The following is a 15,954-nucleotide window of genomic DNA, read 5'->3' as shown; positions in this document are numbered from 1 at the left end:
GCTCCGCCATCCGCCAGCGGATCCCGGCCTCCAGGAACCCGTCGATGTCCCCGTCCAGCACCTTCGACGGGTCGTTGACCTCGTAGTTCGTCCGCAGGTCCTTGACCATCTGGTACGGGTGCAGGACATAGGACCGCATCTGGTTGCCCCAGGAGTTCGAGCCGTCCCCGCGCAGGGCGTCCATTTCCGCCGCCTCCTCCTGACGTTTCCTCTCCAGCAGCTTCGCAGCCAGAACCCGCATCGCCGACGCCTTGTTCTGGATCTGCGACTTCTCGTTCTGGCAGGTCACCACGATGCCGGTGGGAATGTGGGTCAGCCGCACCGCCGAGTCCGTCGTGTTCACCGACTGGCCGCCGGGGCCTGAGGAACGGTAGACATCCACACGCACGTCGTTCTCGTCGATGTCCACATGGTCACTCGTCTCCACCACCGGAAGCACCTCGACCTCCGCGAAGGAAGTCTGACGGCGCCCCTGGTTGTCGAAGGGACTGATGCGCACCAGACGGTGCGTGCCCTGCTCCACCGACAACGTGCCGTACATGTAGTCGCCGTGGACGACGAAGGTCGCCGACTTGATCCCCGCTTCCTCCGCGTAGGAGATGTCGTACACCTCCACCTTGTGCCCGTGCTTCTCCGCCCACCGGGTGTACATGCGCATGAGCATCTCCGCCCAGTCCGCGGCGTCCACGCCACCGGCGGCGGAACGGATGTTCACCACCGCCTCACGGTCGTCGTACTCCCCGGATAGCATCGTCGTGACCTCGAGGGACTCGATCTCCGAACGCAGTTCACCGAGCTCGGCGTCGGCGAGTTCCCTGGCCTCCCGGCCCTCCGCGGCGTCCTCTACGGCAGCTTCCTCAGCCATCTCGTACATCACGGGAAGGTCGTCCAACCGCGACCGCAGCCCCCGCACCTTCCGCAACCTGGACTGCACATGGCTGAGCTGACTGGTGACCTGCTGGGCGTGGTCAGGGTCGTCCCACAGCGACGGGTCTGCGGCCTGCGCCTCCAGTTCCCTGACACGGTCATCGAGTTCATCGAGGTCAAGCACCTTCTCGATAGTGGTCAGGGTGCTGTCGAGGTGGTCGAGCGCTTGGGTGACATCCGGCTGCATGGTGGTCCACTCTACCGCCCCCGGCCCCGGCACCCCGCACCCGCCCGCGCGGGTCACCGCCTGCCACGGCACAATAGGGACCATGACTTCGCCGACGTCACCGATCCCCGCTGAAGCACTCCAGGCCATCACCAAGACCTTCATCATCGCCCACGACCGGGACGACGACGCCGCCCTGGCCCAGGCGCTCGTCTACAACGCCGGGAGACTGGCGTGGCGCATGCGCGAGGCAGGACTGACGACGGAGTACAAGACCTCGGTCTCCGACGTCGTGACCGCCGCCGACAACGCCGCGGAACAGTTCATCGCCGAGACCCTGCACACCCTCCGCCCCGAAGACGGTCTCCTCGGTGAGGAGGGGACCTCGGCGTCCAGCCACTCCGGCCGCACCTGGGTGATCGACCCCGTCGACGGCACCTACAACTTCACCACCGGCTCGGACTACTGGTGCTCGGCCCTGTCCCTGGTGGAGGGCGACCCCGACGACCCTGACCTCATCCACTTCGGTGCGGTCCACCGTCCCGCCATGGGATACACGTGGTTCGGCGGCGCGGACTTCCCGACGAGCCTCGACGGCCGTCCCGTCGGACGGCTCGACGACGGCGGCAGGAACCTCGCACCGGCCGCGACCTGCCTCGGCGGCTACCTCCACCCCACCGACATCGCCGACCCCACGGTCAACGAGGTCTACACCTCGGTGGTCCGGGAGTTCGCGACCGTGCGCTGGAACGGATCGGCCTCCGTCGACCTCGGCAACGTCTCCCAGGGAAACAACGGATGCTGGATGCAGCACAGCGTGCTGCCCTGGGACCTCCTCCCCGGCCGGGCACTCGTCGAAGGTGCCGGCGGACAGGTCGAGAGGGTCACCGCCGGCGGAAAACTCTGGTCCGTGGCGGGGACGCCGGCGTCCGTCGGGCGGGTGGTCGAGATACTCCGCTCGGCCGGTGACGGTAGTTGAGCGGCACCGTGGCAGCCTCCGGAGCACCCGGCTGGTGGCATCATGCCGTGATCTACCAGGTGTACCCCAGGTCTTTCGCCGACTCGGACGGCGACGGGACGGGCGATCTCCCCGGAATCACGGCGCACCTGCCCTATGTGCGTGACCTCGGCGTCGACGCCGTGTGGATCTCCCCGTTCTACCCCTCACCCCAGAAGGACGCCGGGTACGACGTCGCCGACTACTGCGACGTGGACCCCCGGTTCGGCACCCTCGCCGACGCCGACGCCCTCATCTCCCGGGCCCACGACCTGGGACTCCGGGTGATCGTCGACCTGGTCCCGAACCACACCAGCGACCGTCACCGGTGGTTCCGCAGTGCACTGGACTCGCCGGTGGGCAGCAGGCAGCGGGCACGCTACCACTTCCGGACACCGGACCCGGAGCACCCGGACACTCCCCCGAACAACTGGCGGTCCAATTTCGGCGGGTCCGCCTGGTCGAAGCATCCCGGGGACCCGCACGGACAGTGGTACCTGCACCTTTTCGACTCCTCCCAGCCCGACCTGAACTGGGATGACCCGGGAGTCCACGACGCCTTCGACGGGGTACTGCGGTTCTGGCTGGACCGCGGCGTCGACGGTTTCCGTGTCGATGTCGCCCACGGGATGGTCAAGGAACCCGGACTTCCGGACACTGGCGACGCCGGCGACGCCGGGGAGACCGGGGACGCCGCCGGCTCCGACACCATGTCCTCCGCCGCCTCACCCTACTGGGACCTGGACGGGGTCCACGACATCTACCGCCGGTGGCGGCGCATCATCGACAGCTACGGCACCGCTGAGCAGCAGCGCATCATGGTCGCCGAGGCGTGGGTGGACCCGGTCGACCGCATCGCCCGGTACGTACGCCCCGGTGAACACCACCAGGCGTTCAACTTCGCCTTCCTCGACACCCGGTGGAATGCGGCGGACCTCAGGACCGTCATCACCGACTCCTTCCGCGTCAACGACGCTGTCGGCGCACCCACCACGTGGGTCCTGTCCAACCACGACGTGATCAGGCCCGCCACCCGCCTCGCACTCGCGCCGCAGGAGGCGGTCACCCAGCTGGCCGGACCGGTCCACGAACCGGACCGGGCCACCGGACTGGCACGCGCGAGGGCCGCCACCGCCCTGATGCTCGCACTGCCTGGCAGCGCCTACCTCTACCAGGGTGAAGAGCTCGGCCTGCCGGAGGTGCTGGACATCCCGGACTCCGCCCGCCAGGACCCGACCTTCCGCCGCACCCGCGGCACCGACCACCCTGAGCTGGGCCGTGACGGGTGCAGGGTGCCGCTGCCATGGACCGCGGACGCCCCGGGCTTCGGGTTCGGGCCCGCCGACGCTGCCGCACCTCCGTGGCTGCCCCAGCCGCCCGTTTTCGCCGACCTCGCGGTCGACAGGCAGGCCGGGGACCCGGACTCCACCCTCGAGCTCTACCGGACTGTGCTGGGGCTGCGCAGGGAACTGCGGACCGGTGAGGGCCGCGCCACGGTGGACACCCCTGCCTCAGCGGAGGACGCCGACATCGTCACCGTCACCGTGACCACCCCCGTGACCACCGTGACTGTCTGCACGAACACCGGTACACGGCCGTGGACCCCGCCTGCCGGGGCGAGGGTGGTGCTGGCGACCACACCCGGGGTCACCACCCGTGTCCCCCCGGACTGCACCGTGTGGCTGACCGGGTTAGGATCGCGGTCAGAGTGACGAACCAGTCCGGCAGGGATCTCTGATCCCCCGAGGATCACCTGGAGACACATGTCTGACCTCCGTCCCGAGTCTCTCCCCGTCCACGGTGTGGGGCGTGACGATCTCACCCTCCCCGACCCCACCCCCGACCACTTCCGCTGGTGGCTGCTGCACCATCTGCAGTACACCGTGGGCAAGGACCCGGAACACGCCTCGGTGACCGACTGGCGGCTGGCCCTGTCACACACGATCCGCGACCGGGTGGTCACCCCGTAGTTCGAATCGACCCGCCGCACCTGGGCGGAGGACCGGAAACGTGTCCACTACCTGTCGATGGAGTTCCTCATCGGCCGGTTGCTGGAGGACGCCGCGATCAACCTGGGCCTGCGCGATGTCGTCGAGGAGGTCCTCGACGGACTGGGGCTCAGCTTCACCGCCCTGACCGAGGACGAGCCGGACGCCGCCCTCGGCAACGGGGGTCTGGGCAGGCTGGCAGCCTGCTACATGGAGTCGATGGCCACCCTCGCCTGCCCCGCGGTGGGTTACGGCCTGCGCTACGAGCACGGGCTGTTCCGCCAGAGTTTCGACCACGGCAGGCAGATCGAGACCCCGGAGGACTGGCTGGCCACCGAGGACCCGTGGAACTTCACCCGCCCCGAATCCTCCTACGGCGTCGGCTTCGGCGGCTCGGTCGAGGACGTGGAGGGAGGCCCGGTGTGGCGTCCCCGGGCGCGGGTCCGGGCCACCGCCCACGACACCCCTGTCGTCGGTTACGGGGGGGGGAAATGGGCGAACACCCTGCGGCTGTGGGCGGCGATGCCCACCGCGGACCTGTTCGACCTGGAGCGGTTCAACGCCGGTGACATCGTCGCCGCCTCCAACCATGAGGCACTGTCCCGCGTCCTGTACCCGAGCGACTCCACCGAGGAAGGCAAGGAACTCAGGCTGTCCCAGGATTACTTCCTCACCTCCGCATCAGTCCAGGACATCCTGAGGCGCTACCTCACCGACCACACCGACCTGACCGGACTTCCGGACCGGGTCGCTATCCAGATGAACGACACCCACCCGGCGATCGCCGGACCGGAGCTGATCCGCCTGCTCGTCGACGACCACGGGTTCGCCTTCGACACTGCCGCGGACCTGACCACCGGTGTACTCGGATACACCAACCACACCCTGCTGCCGGAGGCCCTGGAACGGTGGTCGGTCGGTCTGATGCAGAAAGTCCTTCCCCGCCACCTGCAGATCATCGAGAGACTGGACTCCCGTGAGATCGAGATCGCCGGCCCCCGCCCCGACGAGGTGGGGCTGATCGGCGACGGGGCGGTGAAGATGGGTGACGTTGCTTTCGTCACCAGTCACCGTATCAACGGTGTCTCGGCACTGCACACAGAGCTGGTGCAGCGGGACCTCTTCCCGGTCCTCGACCGGCGGCATCCCGGCCGCATCCTCAACGTCACCAACGGCGTCACCCCACGCCGGTGGTTGAAACTCGCCAACAGGCCGTTGGCCCGCCTGGTCACCGACACCGTCGGGGAAGGGTGGGAGACCGACCTCGACCGACTCTCGGACCTGGAACGCCACCTCGACGACCCGGGTTTCCTCGAGGCCTTCGGGGAGACGAAACACCTCGCCAAACAACGACTGACACAGTGGCTCGACGACAGGTTCGACATCAGTGTGCCCACCGGGGCCCTCTACGACATCCAGGTCAAACGGCAGCACGAGTACAAACGCCAGCTGATGAACATCCTGTGGACCATCGCCCGCTGGCAGAGGATCAGACGGGACCCGGACAACGGGGGGGCAGGGCTGGGTCCCCCGGGTGAAGATCTTCGGGTGAAAGGCCGCGGCAAGCTACCGGGCCGCCAAGGACATCATCCGTCTGATCAACGATGTCGCCGAGGTGGTCAACAACGACCCTGTCACCCGTGACCTGCTGCGCGTGGTCTACCCGCCGAACTACGACGTCTCCATGGCGGAGAAGCTGATACCGGCGGCGGACCTGTCCGAACAGATCTCGACGGCAGGTATGGAGGCCTCAGGCACGGGCAACATGAAGTTCGCGTTGAACGGTGCCCTTACTGTCGGCACCCTCGACGGCGCGAACGTGGAGATCAGGGACCATGTCGGTGCCGAGAACTTCTTCCTCTTCGGACTGACGGCCGACGAGGTCGTGGAGCGCCGCGGGGTTCCCGGGCACGCCCGGGCCGCGATCGAGGACAGCCAGGCGCTGAGGGATGTACTGCAGGCGGTCGCCGAGGGCACGTTCAGTCCCGACGACCACCACCGCTACGACAGCCTGCTGGACAACATGTGGAACAACGACTGGTTCCTCGTCGCCTCCGACTTCGACTCCTACGATGCCGCGCAGTCCGAGGTGGACAGGGTCTACCGGGACCCGGCGCTGTGGCAGCGCAGGTCCGTGATCAACATGTCACGGATGGGCTACTTCAGCTCCGACAGGTCGATCAGGGAGTACATGGCGAAGATCTGGGATGTCCTCCCGGTCGTGTGACCGCGACCGTACACAGGCGACCGGACGCAGGCGAGGCACAGGAGATGAAGGGGAAGGGGGGACCTGGATGATCACCGACACGGACGCCCGACGGCTGGCCGCGGGAACACACCCCGACCCTTTCGCCGCCCTGGGCCCCACCTCCGACGGTCGGGGAATCGTCGTCCACGTACCGGGGGCCCTTGCCGTCAGTGTGGTCAACGACACCGACGAGGCTGCACTGACCCCCCACCCCGCCGCCCCGGGCGTGTTCACCGGCCGTCTCCTGCCCTACTACCGGTTGCGCGTCACCCGGCCCGGCCCGCCCGGTGCCCCGGTCCGCTGCGGCTTCGGTGAACTTCCTCACCGCCCATGACGGCTTCACCCTCGCTGACGTGGTCTCCTACTCTGAACGGCACAACGGTGCCAACGGGGAGAACGGCAGGGACGGTCACGAGGAGAACTTCTCCGACAATCTCGGCGTCGAGGGCCCTACCGACGACCCCGGGATCCTGGAACGACGGGCCCGCAGGGTCCGGGCGATGCTGACGACCCTGCTGACGGCGCAGGGCACGCCGATGATCCTGGCCGGCGACGAGCTGAGCAACAGTCAGGGCGGGAACAACAACTTCTACGTCCAGGACAACGAGGTCGGCTGGGTGGACTGGGCAGGTGCGGACCACGCACTCACGGACTTCACCCGGAGACTGACCGCTCTCCGCCACCGGCTGCCGGTGCTGCGGCAGACGGCGTTCCGGCACGGTCATCTCAGGGCCGACGGTCTGCCCGACGTCACCTGGTACCGGGCCGACGGGGCGGAGGCCGGCCACGACGACTGGCATGACCCGGAGCACCGCCTCATCGCGGTACTGCTGAGGGGAACCGCCGGAGACCTTTTCGGGGAAGCGGCGGCGGGCACGGTCCTGGTCGTGCTGAATCCGGGACCGGACACGGAGTTCACCGTCCCCGACAACGGTCTGCACGTGTGCATGCGGGAGGATCCGGCGACTGCGGCGTCCCCGGCCCCCGGTGCCCTGCACCACCCGTGGAGGCTGGAGATCGACTCCGCCCGCCCGGGTGCCGGCACCTGTTACGCGGACACGTCCGGGGCTGTCGACTGCCCCTGGGACGGTACCGGACCCTACCCGGTGGCCGGACAGTCCGTGGTGGTGTTCTCCGCACCGTAGGCCCCGGCCCGAAAACAGCACCACAGAACCGCACCGCACACCCGGGCACGCCTGACGGGCCCCTGCCCCTGCGCAGGCACGGTCGCCCACCTATTCTGGAGTCCATGAGTCTGAGCTACGCCGATGACCTCAACCTGGCCCTGAACATCGCCAATGCCGCCGACGCGGTGACCATGGACCGCTTCGAGGCCGGTGACCTTGAGGTCCACTCCAAGCCGGACCTCACTCCGGTGTCCGACGCCGACACCGCCACCGAGAAGCGGGTGCGCGAACTGATCACCACCCACCGCCCGGGGGACGCGATCCTCGGCGAGGAATTCGGCGGTGACGTCGAGAAGGTCGGCAGGCAGTGGGTCGTCGACCCCATCGACGGTACGAAGAACTACGTCCGTGGCGTCCCCGTGTGGGCGACCCTCATCGCACTGTTGGTCGACGGCGTTCCGGTCGTGGGGGTGGTCTCCGCGCCGGCACTGTCGCGGCGCTGGTGGGCGGCGCAGGGCATGGGGGCCTGGCGAACCTTCGGGGCCGACCGGGCCCACCAGATGCACGTGTCGAAGATCTCAGACATCGCCGACGCCTCGATATCCCTGTCGTCCCTGGAGGGGTGGAGGGACGCCGGGCTGCGTGACCGTCTGTTGGACCTGACCGACTCGGCGTGGAGACTGCGCGGCTACGGTGACTTCTGGTCGTACTGCATGGTCGCCGAGGGCACGGTGGATGTCGCCGCGGAGCCGGAGGTGAACCTCTGGGACCTCGCCGCCCTGGACATTCTCGTGCGCGAGGCCGGGGGGAGGTTCACCGGTCTCGACGGGACCCCCGGTCCGCATTCGGGTTCGGCCGTCGGTTCCAACGGGCTGCTGCACCGGGGCGTCCTCGACGCTCTCGGCACCACCGGGCCCAGGTAGGTTACCGTGGGAGTTCACGGCGGGCGGTGGCCGCGGACAGTTCCCGTGCCCTCATCCACTCTCCCCTATTGACTCGCCCCACCCGCAGAAAGGCAGACATGACGACTCTGACGTCCCTTCCCGAATGGACCGCACTGGTCGGACAGGCCCCGCGGATACGGGAGACCACGCTGCGTGACCTGTTCCGTGAAGATCCCGGCCGGGCCGGTGACCTCACCTTCGACGTCGGCCCGTTGCACGTCGACCTGTCGAAGAATCTGGTGGACGCCACGGTCATCCGCCACTTCACCGCCCTGGCCCGCGCGGTGGGGGTGGAGGAACGCCGTGCGGCGATGTTCACCGGAGAGCACATCAACGTCACCGAGGACCGCGCGGTCCTGCACACGGCGTTGCGGCTGCCGGTGGAACTGGACCTGGTCGTCGACGGGCAGGATGTCGCCGCTGACGTCCACGACGTGCTCGGCCGCATGAGGGACTTCGCCCGCGGCCTGCGTTCGGGTACCTGGCGGGGCTCGACCGGGCACACCGTCAAGGAAGTCGTGAACATCGGTATCGGAGGTTCCGATCTCGGACCGGTGATGGCGGCGACCGCCCTGCGTGCGTACCTCACCGCCGGGATCACCCCGCACTTCGTCTCCAATGTCGACCCTTCGGATCTGGTGGAGACCCTGCAGGGGCTGGACCCGGAGTCCACACTGTTCATCGTCTCCTCGAAGACCTTCACGACCGCGGAGACCCTGGCCAACGCGCATGCGGCGCGACGCTGGCTGCTGGAGAAACTGGGGACGGACACCTCGGACCCGGACGCCGTCCGCGAGACTGTCGCGAAACACTTCGTGGCGGTGTCCACCAACGCGGCTGAGGTCGAGGCCTTCGGCATCGACACGGCGAACATGTTCGGTTTCTGGGACTGGGTCGGCGGCCGTTACTCCGTGGACTCGGCCATCGGTCTGTCGCTGATGGCCGCGATCGGTCCCCGGGACTTCATGGAGTTCCTCGCCGGTTTCCGTGAGGTGGACGACCATTTCTCCTCCGAGCCCCTGGAGATGAACGTCCCGGTGCTCATGGGCATGCTCGGGGTCTGGTACACCTCGGTCCTGGGCGCGCAGTCCCATGCTGTCCTGCCCTACTCCCAGGATCTGGCCCGCTTCCCCGCCTACCTGCAGCAGCTGACGATGGAGTCGAACGGCAAGTCGGTGCATCTCGACGGGTCCACCGTGGACACGGAGACCGGGGAGATCTACTGGGGGGAGCCGGGGACGAACGGCCAGCACGCCTTCTTCCAGCTCCTGCACCAGGGCACCCACCTGGTACCCGCCGATTTCATCGGTTTCGTCAACCCGCACGAGGATCTTGTCGCCGCCGACGGCACCACCAGCATGCATGACATGCTCCTGGCGAACCTGCTGGCGCAGTCGAAGGTGCTGGCTTTCGGGCGGACCGCCGAGGAACTGCGGGAGGCAGGGGTGCCGGAGCGGCTGGTCCCCCACAAGGTGATGCCGGGCAACCGCCCCTCGACGACCATCCTCGCCGACAGTCTCACGCCCCGGGTGCTGGGGGCACTGATCGCCCTCTACGAGCACGTCACCTTCATCGAAGGGGTGGTGCTGGGCATCAACAGTTTCGACCAGTGGGGTGTTGAGCTCGGTAAGGAGCAGGCGTCCAATCTTCTGCCCCTGCTCAGTGATCCGACGACCCCGGTGGATTCCGGGGACGCCTCCACCGACGACCTGGTGGAGTTCATCCGCGCCCGTCGGAGCCGGTAGGTCATTCCGGCTGGCAGACCGGGCACCACCAGATGACCCGCTCGAGTTCCCCGTCGTCTCCGCCGGAGTCGGGCCCTCCGAGGAAAGCCTGTGCGACCGGGGTGCCGCAGCGTCGGCAGGCCCGGCCGGCGCGGCCGAACACGTAGTCGCCCATTCCGGGTCGGCGGTCGCCGGTGAACACGCGCCGTGGTTCCCTCCGGTTGGCCCACATCACCTTCCTCGTCAGGTCCAGCAGGCTGGTGGCGGTGTCCACCCCGTCGGCACCGGTGCCGACGGGACGCCGCGGGTCGACGCCGGCGAGGAAGCACACTTCCGCCCGGTACTCGTTTCCGATGCCCGCCACATTGCGTTGGTCGAGCAGTGCCGCACCGATGCTCCGCTCCGGCCGGGAGAGGATGCGTCGTAGTGCCTCCTGCCGTCGCGAGACCGACTCCTCCGGCACGGTTTCCTCCGGCACACGGCCACCGACGGCCTTTGCCCCGGCGCCGTGGCCGGACGATGTCCACGACCCCGGGGCGTCCCAGTCAGGGGCGAGGATGTCGGGGCCGAGGTGTCCGACCACGGAAGCGTATTCACCGCGGTCGAAGAGACGCACGAAGCCCAGACTGTGCCCGACGACCTCGATCTCAGGTCCGCCGGGGTGCTGCGGGGCGAAGCGGAGGACCACCCGTGCGGTGTGACCGGGGCGTCTCCACCGGGTGCCGACGGTGTGGACCGACCAGACCCCCTCCATCTTCAGGTGGGTGTGCAGGACCCTGCCTGAGACATCGATGAACAGGTGTTTGCCGTAGGGCCAGACCTGGGTGACCTGCCGCCCGACGAGGTCTTCGGTGGCGAACCGGGGGACCCTGATGTCACTGCGGGTGACGGTCCGTCCGCCCATCCACTGCATCCTTTCGGAGAGCTGGAGTACGGAATCGCCTTCGGGCATGCTGGTCTCCTGTTCTCTGCCGGTGGTCGGTTCAGGCCCCGCAGCAGCCTGCCGTGCACGGTGCCCCGTCAACGGCACTGCCGAAGTTCGGGACCGTCCCGCAGGACGCCGTAACCCTGCCGGACCCTTCAGTCTGTTCCTCCACGAGGTCCACGACCATGTCGGCGAAGTCGGGGGTGGGCCCGGGTGTGGCCGCACGGCTCAGCCTAATCCCGAGTTCTGCGGCGACCTCCCTCGCCTCGGTGTCGAGGTCCCAGATCACCTCCACGTGGTCGGAGATGAAACCGACCGGGCAGAGCACCACCGGTCGCCGGTTTCCCTGTGCGACCCGGTCACGCAGGTGGTCGCAGATGTCCGGGCCGAGCCAGGGGACCGCCGGGGGCCCGGAACGGGACTGCCACACCAGTTCGACGTCCCTGCTGTCGTCCCTGCACGGGTCACCGACTGCGCGCGCGTCGGGGCCACCGCCGGGTGCGAAAGAGGAGGCCGCGCGGATCAGCCGGGCGGAGTCACGGACCTGCCTGGAGTAGAGGTGGCCGCCGGCGTCGGGCGGTCCCGCCTGCCTGTCGGCGCTGAGGGGGACCGAATGGGCGGTGAACACCAGGTCGGCGTCCGCCCCGGCGTCTCCGAGCGCCCTGCGTGCACTGTCGACGGAGTGGGCGAAGGCCGCGATGAACCGTGGATGGTCGTGGAAGTGCCGGAGCCTCCGAAGCCGGGGAGGACTGTCCCCCCGGTCCAGGACGGACTGCCGGGCCCGGGCGATGTCCTCGTGGTACTGCCGGCAGCCGGAGTACCCGCCCCAGGCGGAGGTGGCGAACACGACGGCGTCGCGGACACCGTCGGCGGTCATGCGCGCCACGGCGTCCTCGACCATGGGGTGCCAGTTACGGTTGCCGAAGTAGACGGGCAGGTCATGTCCGCGTGCGGCCAGTGCCCTGCGGATGTTGGCGATCAGCTCCCGGTTCAGGTCGTTGAGCGGACTGCGCCCGCCGAGCGCACGGTAGTGCTCTCCGACTACTTCGAGCCGTGACCGGGGGATTCCCCTTCCCCGGGTCACGTTCTCGAGGAAGGGGATGACGTCCCCGGCCTTCTCCGGTCCACCGAAGGACAGCAGCAGGACTGCGTCGGGATCGCTCATGGTCTCGTCTCTCCTGTTTCTGCGGGGGTGGTCAGTACAGCGGTCATCCGGTCGAGGAAGCTGATGACCGTGGCGCGTTCGGTATCTGTCAGGGCTGCGGCGACTCCGAGCCGTCGCGCGTGCACCTGTCCGACTCTGGAGCGTGCGGCTGCCGCGGTCGGGGCGGTGACCTCGATCAGGAAGGCACGGTGGTCTCCGGGGCTGATCCTGCGGACGATGTGCCCGTCCTCCTCGAGCCGCCGCAGCAGTCTGGTGGTCGACGCCCGGGAGATCCCCAGGTGTTCGGCGATCATGGTCGGGGTGACAGGGATGTCCTGACGTTGTGCTGCCATGAGATAGCGCACGGCGTGCATTCCCTGTCCACTGATCCGCATGTACCGGCGGGAGGATTCATCGCACTCGCGTTCTGCGGTCCGCAACCGCCCCAGGGCGCGCATCACCTCGAATGCCGGGGCCGGCTCAGGTGGGACGACCGGCATCTCCGTCCCGGGTTCGTCGTCGCTGCCGGTGTACGTGCCGGAGCCGCAGGTTTCAGCAAGTTGCCGTGGAGAGAAGGCGTGGAGGTCTATCCCGTCATCAGCCATGACAGAGATAATACATAAACGTTAACAATCAACAAGTTCTTAATACTGCCGTGGCAGTCCGACACCGGTCACTGACGTATCTTCCGGTAGGCCTCAAGCGCCTCCTCCCGCGACACCGCGAGGTCCACCACCGGTTCCACGACGGATCCGGGATCATCAACTGCCGCAGTCCACCGCCCGACGTACTCCCCGTCAGGATCGAACTTCTTCTGCTGGGTCACCGGGTTGAAGATGCGGAAGTAGGGTGAGGCATCGTCACCGCAGCCCGCCGCCCACTGCCAGTTGAAGGGGTTGGACGCCGGGTCCGCGTCCACCAGGGTGTCCCAGAACCACTCCTCCCCGAGACGCCAGTGGATCAGCAGGTTCTTGGTGAGGAAACTCGCCACCACCATCCTGACCCGGTTGTGCATCCACCCCGTGGCCCACAGTTCCCGCATCCCCGCGTCCACCAACGGGAAACCTGTCTCCCCGGAACGCCACGCGGCGAGATCCCCGGCCAGTGCAGGGTCCGGGCCGGACGGGTGGCACGGCTCCGTGGCGGTGGCTGTGTCCGTGGCCGTGGCTGTATCCGTGGCCGTGCCGCCGCTTCGGTCACCACGCCAGGGGAAGCGGTCGAACTCCTCACGGACGCACCGCGTCGCCAGATCCGGACGGTGGTACAACCTCTGCCAGCTGAAATCCCGCCACAGCAGTTCAGTGCGCAACGCCACGGCGTCCTCCCACCGAAGGTCACCCCGTTCAGCCGCCGCACCGACGGCGAACCACACCCGGTGGGGACTGAGCTCACCGTGTCGCAGGTGCGGCGACAGACGGCTGGTGGCGTCCTGCCCGGGGAAGTCCCGGCCCACGGCGTAGCCGGCACGGGTCCCCTCCCGGCCTGACACCGCTGAACGGTCATCACCGGTGAACGCGGCAAGGGAGGCCAGCGCCGCCTCCTCCCCCGGGTCCCACACCCGTTCCAGGGTCACCGTCCACGGTTCAGGCGCACTGCGGGGCACCGCGGGGAACGGCACCGCGGCAGGCGGGTCGAGATCGGAAGAGCGTCGTGTAGGGAAAGAGGGTAGATCTCGGTGGTCGCCGTATCATTAAAAAAAAAAAAAGGCGGCGCCGCCACCCTCCCCGTCCACGGCGTCCGCAGCGTCACCGGAACCCGGCCAGGGCACCGCGGCTCCGAAAGGGTTCGCCGGATCCGAGGCGGCGAGCACCACCGGGCCCCTGTCCTCCCGGGTGTCAGGTTCCTCCTCGATCGCGCGGAGCCGGTCGACGACCACCCGGGACGCGAACTGGGCGCCGCCGAGACCGTCGACGATGTACCCGCGCAGCAGTGCCCCACTGTCCTCCCAGGCGGAGAGCAGGCGGTACGCGGCGGCGAACCCTCCCCCGTAATGCTCGGCGACGACCGAACCCCGGGTCACCACCGCATACCGGTCCAGCCATGCCTCGACCCGGGCGACTGCGCGGTCCGCCGCCGAGGACGACGGTACCGGGACCGCCGACCACCGACCGGGGACACCCGCATGGGCGTCCATCGCCGCCCGACGCGACCGGACCTCCTCGGACCTGGCTGTTCTGGCGAAAGTGGTGCGCCCCATCCGCAACCGGGCAGCCGAGCCCCTCCCACGGTTCCTCCGTGGGGCTTTGTGTGCCCCCTTCGACCCTGACGCGCCTCCCGGTCCCCGACCGACGACGTCGGTGAGTCCGGTGCCGGCCAGGCGGGCCCGCACCGCGGCGAACGAGTCCGGTATCAGCAGTCCGGCGTCGAAGAGTTCCCTGATCGCGTCATCCACCGCTTCGTGCGCGGTCCCGCCGGGCAGCTGCGCGGCGTCCTCACCGAGTGCCCGGGCGATCTCGGAGGCCAGGAAGGCCCCACCTCCGGCGACCCTGTCGGCCACCAGTCGGGCGACCGGTCCCAGGGTGACACCGTCGGGGTCACCGCCCTCCACGAGCAGCGGGGCGAGATCGGCGGGCAGCAGAGTCACCAGAGGATCTGTCGGCGAGGCCGCCCCCGCCCCGACTACCACGACCTCACCGGAGGAGATGAGCTCGTCAAGGTCTTCCGGCCGGTATCCGGGAATCCGGGCAGGCAGCACGACCGTCTCCCAGGCACTCGCCGGCAGGGGCACACCCGCGAGCTGTTCGATGACAGAGGCCAGGTCGTCACGCTCGGCGGTGCCGAGCCCGTGCCAGGAACCCAGGAACGCCGCATAGGTCTGGGTGCTCACCGGCTCCAGGGCACCGCGGGCCTTCGCCAGGGTCGCGGCACGCAGTCGGCGCAGCACACCGGTGTCCACGTAGCATTCCTGCCCGTCCACGGTGACGGTGTCGAGGCGCCGGCTGCTGACCCACCGGCGTGCCAGGGCGTCGGCGGTGGCCACCCCGAGACCGAACTCCTCCGCCACCCGGGATGCGGTGAACGGCCCGTGTGTCCGGGCCCACCGCAGCAGCAGCTGGTCCACGGCGTCCGGCACGGTCTGCGCCGCAGCGGCGACCCCCGGGGGCACAGGGATACCGAGTCCGTCACGCAGCAGTGCGGCGTCCTCCACGACCGCCCACCGCAGAACGCCACCCACCCTGACCTCGCACACCCTGCGGGGCATCATCGCCCGGACCTCGTCGAGCACCGCCGGGGCACCCTGCCCCCCGACGGTGACGGCGGCGGGGTCCACCCGCCTCCCCACCTCGTCCGGGGACAGCGGGCCCAGCGCACGGAGCATGTCCACGACCTGTTCCGCCGTCCGCGCCCTCCGTCCGTCGGAGAGCCACTGCAGGCCCGCCACGATGTCGGCGACGACCTCCCCGTCGAGTTCCAGCCCCTCCCCACGCTGACCGAGGACGGCGGCGAGCAGGGCGGGGTCGACCGACAAGGCCGCGGCGCGCTCGGCGGAGTCCCCTTCGTAGAGGAACGCCCCCGTGTAGCTGAACAGGAGGGACTCGGCGAATGCTGAGGGGGTGTCGGTGGTGATCTCGGCGACCCGCATACGCCGCGAGCCCACCGCGCCGACGATGCGTTCCAGGACCGGGAGGTCGTAGACGTCCTGCAGGCATTCACGCATGGTCTCCACCATCACCGGGAACTCCGGGTGCGGGCGTGCGGCGTCGAGCAGCTGGGACGCCCGCTGGCGCTGCTGCCACAGCGGCTGGCGGCGGCCCGGGTTGCGC

Annotated in this window: 14 protein-coding genes; 9 read left to right on the top strand and 5 right to left on the bottom strand. The window is 68.8% G+C overall.

The window, feature by feature from the left end:
* Positions 1-1,114, bottom strand: a 1,114-nt coding sequence (gene prfB / locus BN3906_RS13660; protein ID WP_066590175.1) for a peptide chain release factor 2, incomplete at its 3' end; no start/stop codon positions are given.
* An 82-nt stretch (positions 1,115-1,196) separates the two neighbouring features.
* Between prfB and BN3906_RS13655 the strand changes: the two genes are divergently transcribed.
* From BN3906_RS13655 to pgi, 9 genes are all read left to right on the top strand, one after another.
* A complete protein-coding gene (locus BN3906_RS13655) occupies positions 1,197-2,072 on the top strand; it encodes an inositol monophosphatase family protein (protein WP_066590172.1) in 876 nt (291 codons plus the stop codon).
* On the top strand, positions 2,069-3,802 hold the full coding sequence (locus BN3906_RS13650; protein WP_261797050.1) for a glycoside hydrolase family 13 protein: 1,734 nt from the start codon (positions 2,069-2,071) through the stop codon (positions 3,800-3,802). The genes BN3906_RS13655 and BN3906_RS13650 overlap by 4 nt, the downstream gene beginning before the upstream one ends.
* Positions 3,803-3,853: 51 nt before the next feature.
* Complete coding sequence (locus BN3906_RS15285) at positions 3,854-4,060, top strand: hypothetical protein (protein WP_222705291.1); 207 nt, start codon at positions 3,854-3,856, stop codon at positions 4,058-4,060.
* Positions 4,061-4,117: 57 nt separating this feature from the next.
* A complete protein-coding gene (gene glgP / locus BN3906_RS13645) occupies positions 4,118-5,722 on the top strand; it encodes a glycogen/starch/alpha-glucan family phosphorylase (protein WP_261797049.1) in 1,605 nt (534 codons plus the stop codon).
* Positions 5,664-6,305: a glycogen/starch/alpha-glucan phosphorylase gene (locus BN3906_RS15280; protein WP_222705293.1), complete on the top strand. Its 642-nt coding sequence runs from the start codon at positions 5,664-5,666 to the stop codon at positions 6,303-6,305. Before glgP ends, BN3906_RS15280 begins: the two co-directional genes overlap by 59 nt.
* 67 nt (positions 6,306-6,372) lie before the next feature.
* Positions 6,373-6,660: a GlgB N-terminal domain-containing protein gene (locus BN3906_RS13640; RefSeq protein WP_066590168.1), complete on the top strand. Its 288-nt coding sequence runs from the start codon at positions 6,373-6,375 to the stop codon at positions 6,658-6,660.
* On the top strand, positions 6,638-7,471 hold the full coding sequence (locus BN3906_RS13635) for a GlgX family protein (RefSeq protein ID WP_066590166.1): 834 nt from the start codon (positions 6,638-6,640) through the stop codon (positions 7,469-7,471). The genes BN3906_RS13640 and BN3906_RS13635 overlap by 23 nt, the downstream gene beginning before the upstream one ends.
* Before the next feature lie 104 nt (positions 7,472-7,575).
* Entirely contained in the window at positions 7,576-8,376 is an 801-nt protein-coding gene (gene hisN / locus BN3906_RS13630; protein ID WP_066590164.1) for a histidinol-phosphatase, read from the top strand.
* A 98-nt stretch (positions 8,377-8,474) separates the two neighbouring features.
* Positions 8,475-10,142 (top strand): glucose-6-phosphate isomerase, encoded by a 1,668-nt coding sequence (pgi, locus tag BN3906_RS13625; RefSeq protein ID WP_066590163.1) that lies wholly within the window; start codon positions 8,475-8,477, stop codon positions 10,140-10,142.
* Between the two features lies 1 nt (position 10,143).
* Here the strand turns inward: pgi and BN3906_RS13620 are convergent, their stop codons facing one another.
* From BN3906_RS13620 to BN3906_RS13605, 4 genes are all read right to left on the bottom strand, one after another.
* Positions 10,144-11,073 (bottom strand): DNA-formamidopyrimidine glycosylase family protein, encoded by a 930-nt coding sequence (locus BN3906_RS13620; protein WP_066590162.1) that lies wholly within the window; start codon positions 11,071-11,073, stop codon positions 10,144-10,146.
* A 31-nt stretch (positions 11,074-11,104) separates the two neighbouring features.
* Positions 11,105-12,211, bottom strand: a complete 1,107-nt coding sequence (locus BN3906_RS13615) for a ferrochelatase (protein WP_066590160.1) — start codon at positions 12,209-12,211, stop codon at positions 11,105-11,107.
* Positions 12,208-12,795 carry a MarR family winged helix-turn-helix transcriptional regulator gene (locus BN3906_RS13610; protein ID WP_066590159.1) on the bottom strand — a complete coding sequence of 196 codons (588 nt, stop codon included), beginning with the start codon at positions 12,793-12,795 and terminating at the stop codon, positions 12,208-12,210. Before BN3906_RS13610 ends, BN3906_RS13615 begins: the two co-directional genes overlap by 4 nt.
* A 68-nt stretch (positions 12,796-12,863) precedes the next feature.
* The gene (locus tag BN3906_RS13605) at positions 12,864-13,793 is read right to left on the bottom strand and encodes a cryptochrome/photolyase family protein (protein ID WP_390620355.1); all 930 of its coding nucleotides are present in this window, start codon (positions 13,791-13,793) and stop codon (positions 12,864-12,866) included.
* Between the last annotated feature and the right edge of the window lie 2,161 nt (positions 13,794-15,954).

This window comes from Corynebacterium provencense (assembly GCA_900049755.1).
In the GTDB taxonomy this organism is placed as follows: Bacteria; Actinomycetota; Actinomycetes; order Mycobacteriales; family Mycobacteriaceae; genus Corynebacterium; species Corynebacterium neomassiliense.
The sequence above is the reverse complement of the archived record's forward strand: the minus strand, read 5'-3'. Positions and strand labels throughout refer to the sequence as shown.

Bases quoted from the DNA above. Each gene is read 5' to 3' on its own strand.
- BN3906_RS13620 (WP_066590162.1), bottom strand. From the start codon at position 11,073: ATGCCCGAAGGCGATTCCGTACTCCAGCTCTCCGAAAGGATGCAGTGG.
- pgi (WP_066590163.1), top strand. From the start codon at position 8,475: ATGACGACTCTGACGTCCCTTCCCGAATGGACCGCACTGGTCGGACAG.
- BN3906_RS13610 (WP_066590159.1), bottom strand. From the start codon at position 12,795: ATGGCTGATGACGGGATAGACCTCCACGCCTTCTCTCCACGGCAACTT.
- BN3906_RS13615 (WP_066590160.1), bottom strand. From the start codon at position 12,211: ATGAGCGATCCCGACGCAGTCCTGCTGCTGTCCTTCGGTGGACCGGAG.
- BN3906_RS15285 (WP_222705291.1), top strand. From the start codon at position 3,854: ATGTCTGACCTCCGTCCCGAGTCTCTCCCCGTCCACGGTGTGGGGCGT.
- glgP (WP_261797049.1), top strand. From the start codon at position 4,118: ATGGAGTTCCTCATCGGCCGGTTGCTGGAGGACGCCGCGATCAACCTG.
- hisN (WP_066590164.1), top strand. From the start codon at position 7,576: ATGAGTCTGAGCTACGCCGATGACCTCAACCTGGCCCTGAACATCGCC.
- BN3906_RS13655 (WP_066590172.1), top strand. From the start codon at position 1,197: ATGACTTCGCCGACGTCACCGATCCCCGCTGAAGCACTCCAGGCCATC.
- BN3906_RS13640 (WP_066590168.1), top strand. From the start codon at position 6,373: ATGATCACCGACACGGACGCCCGACGGCTGGCCGCGGGAACACACCCC.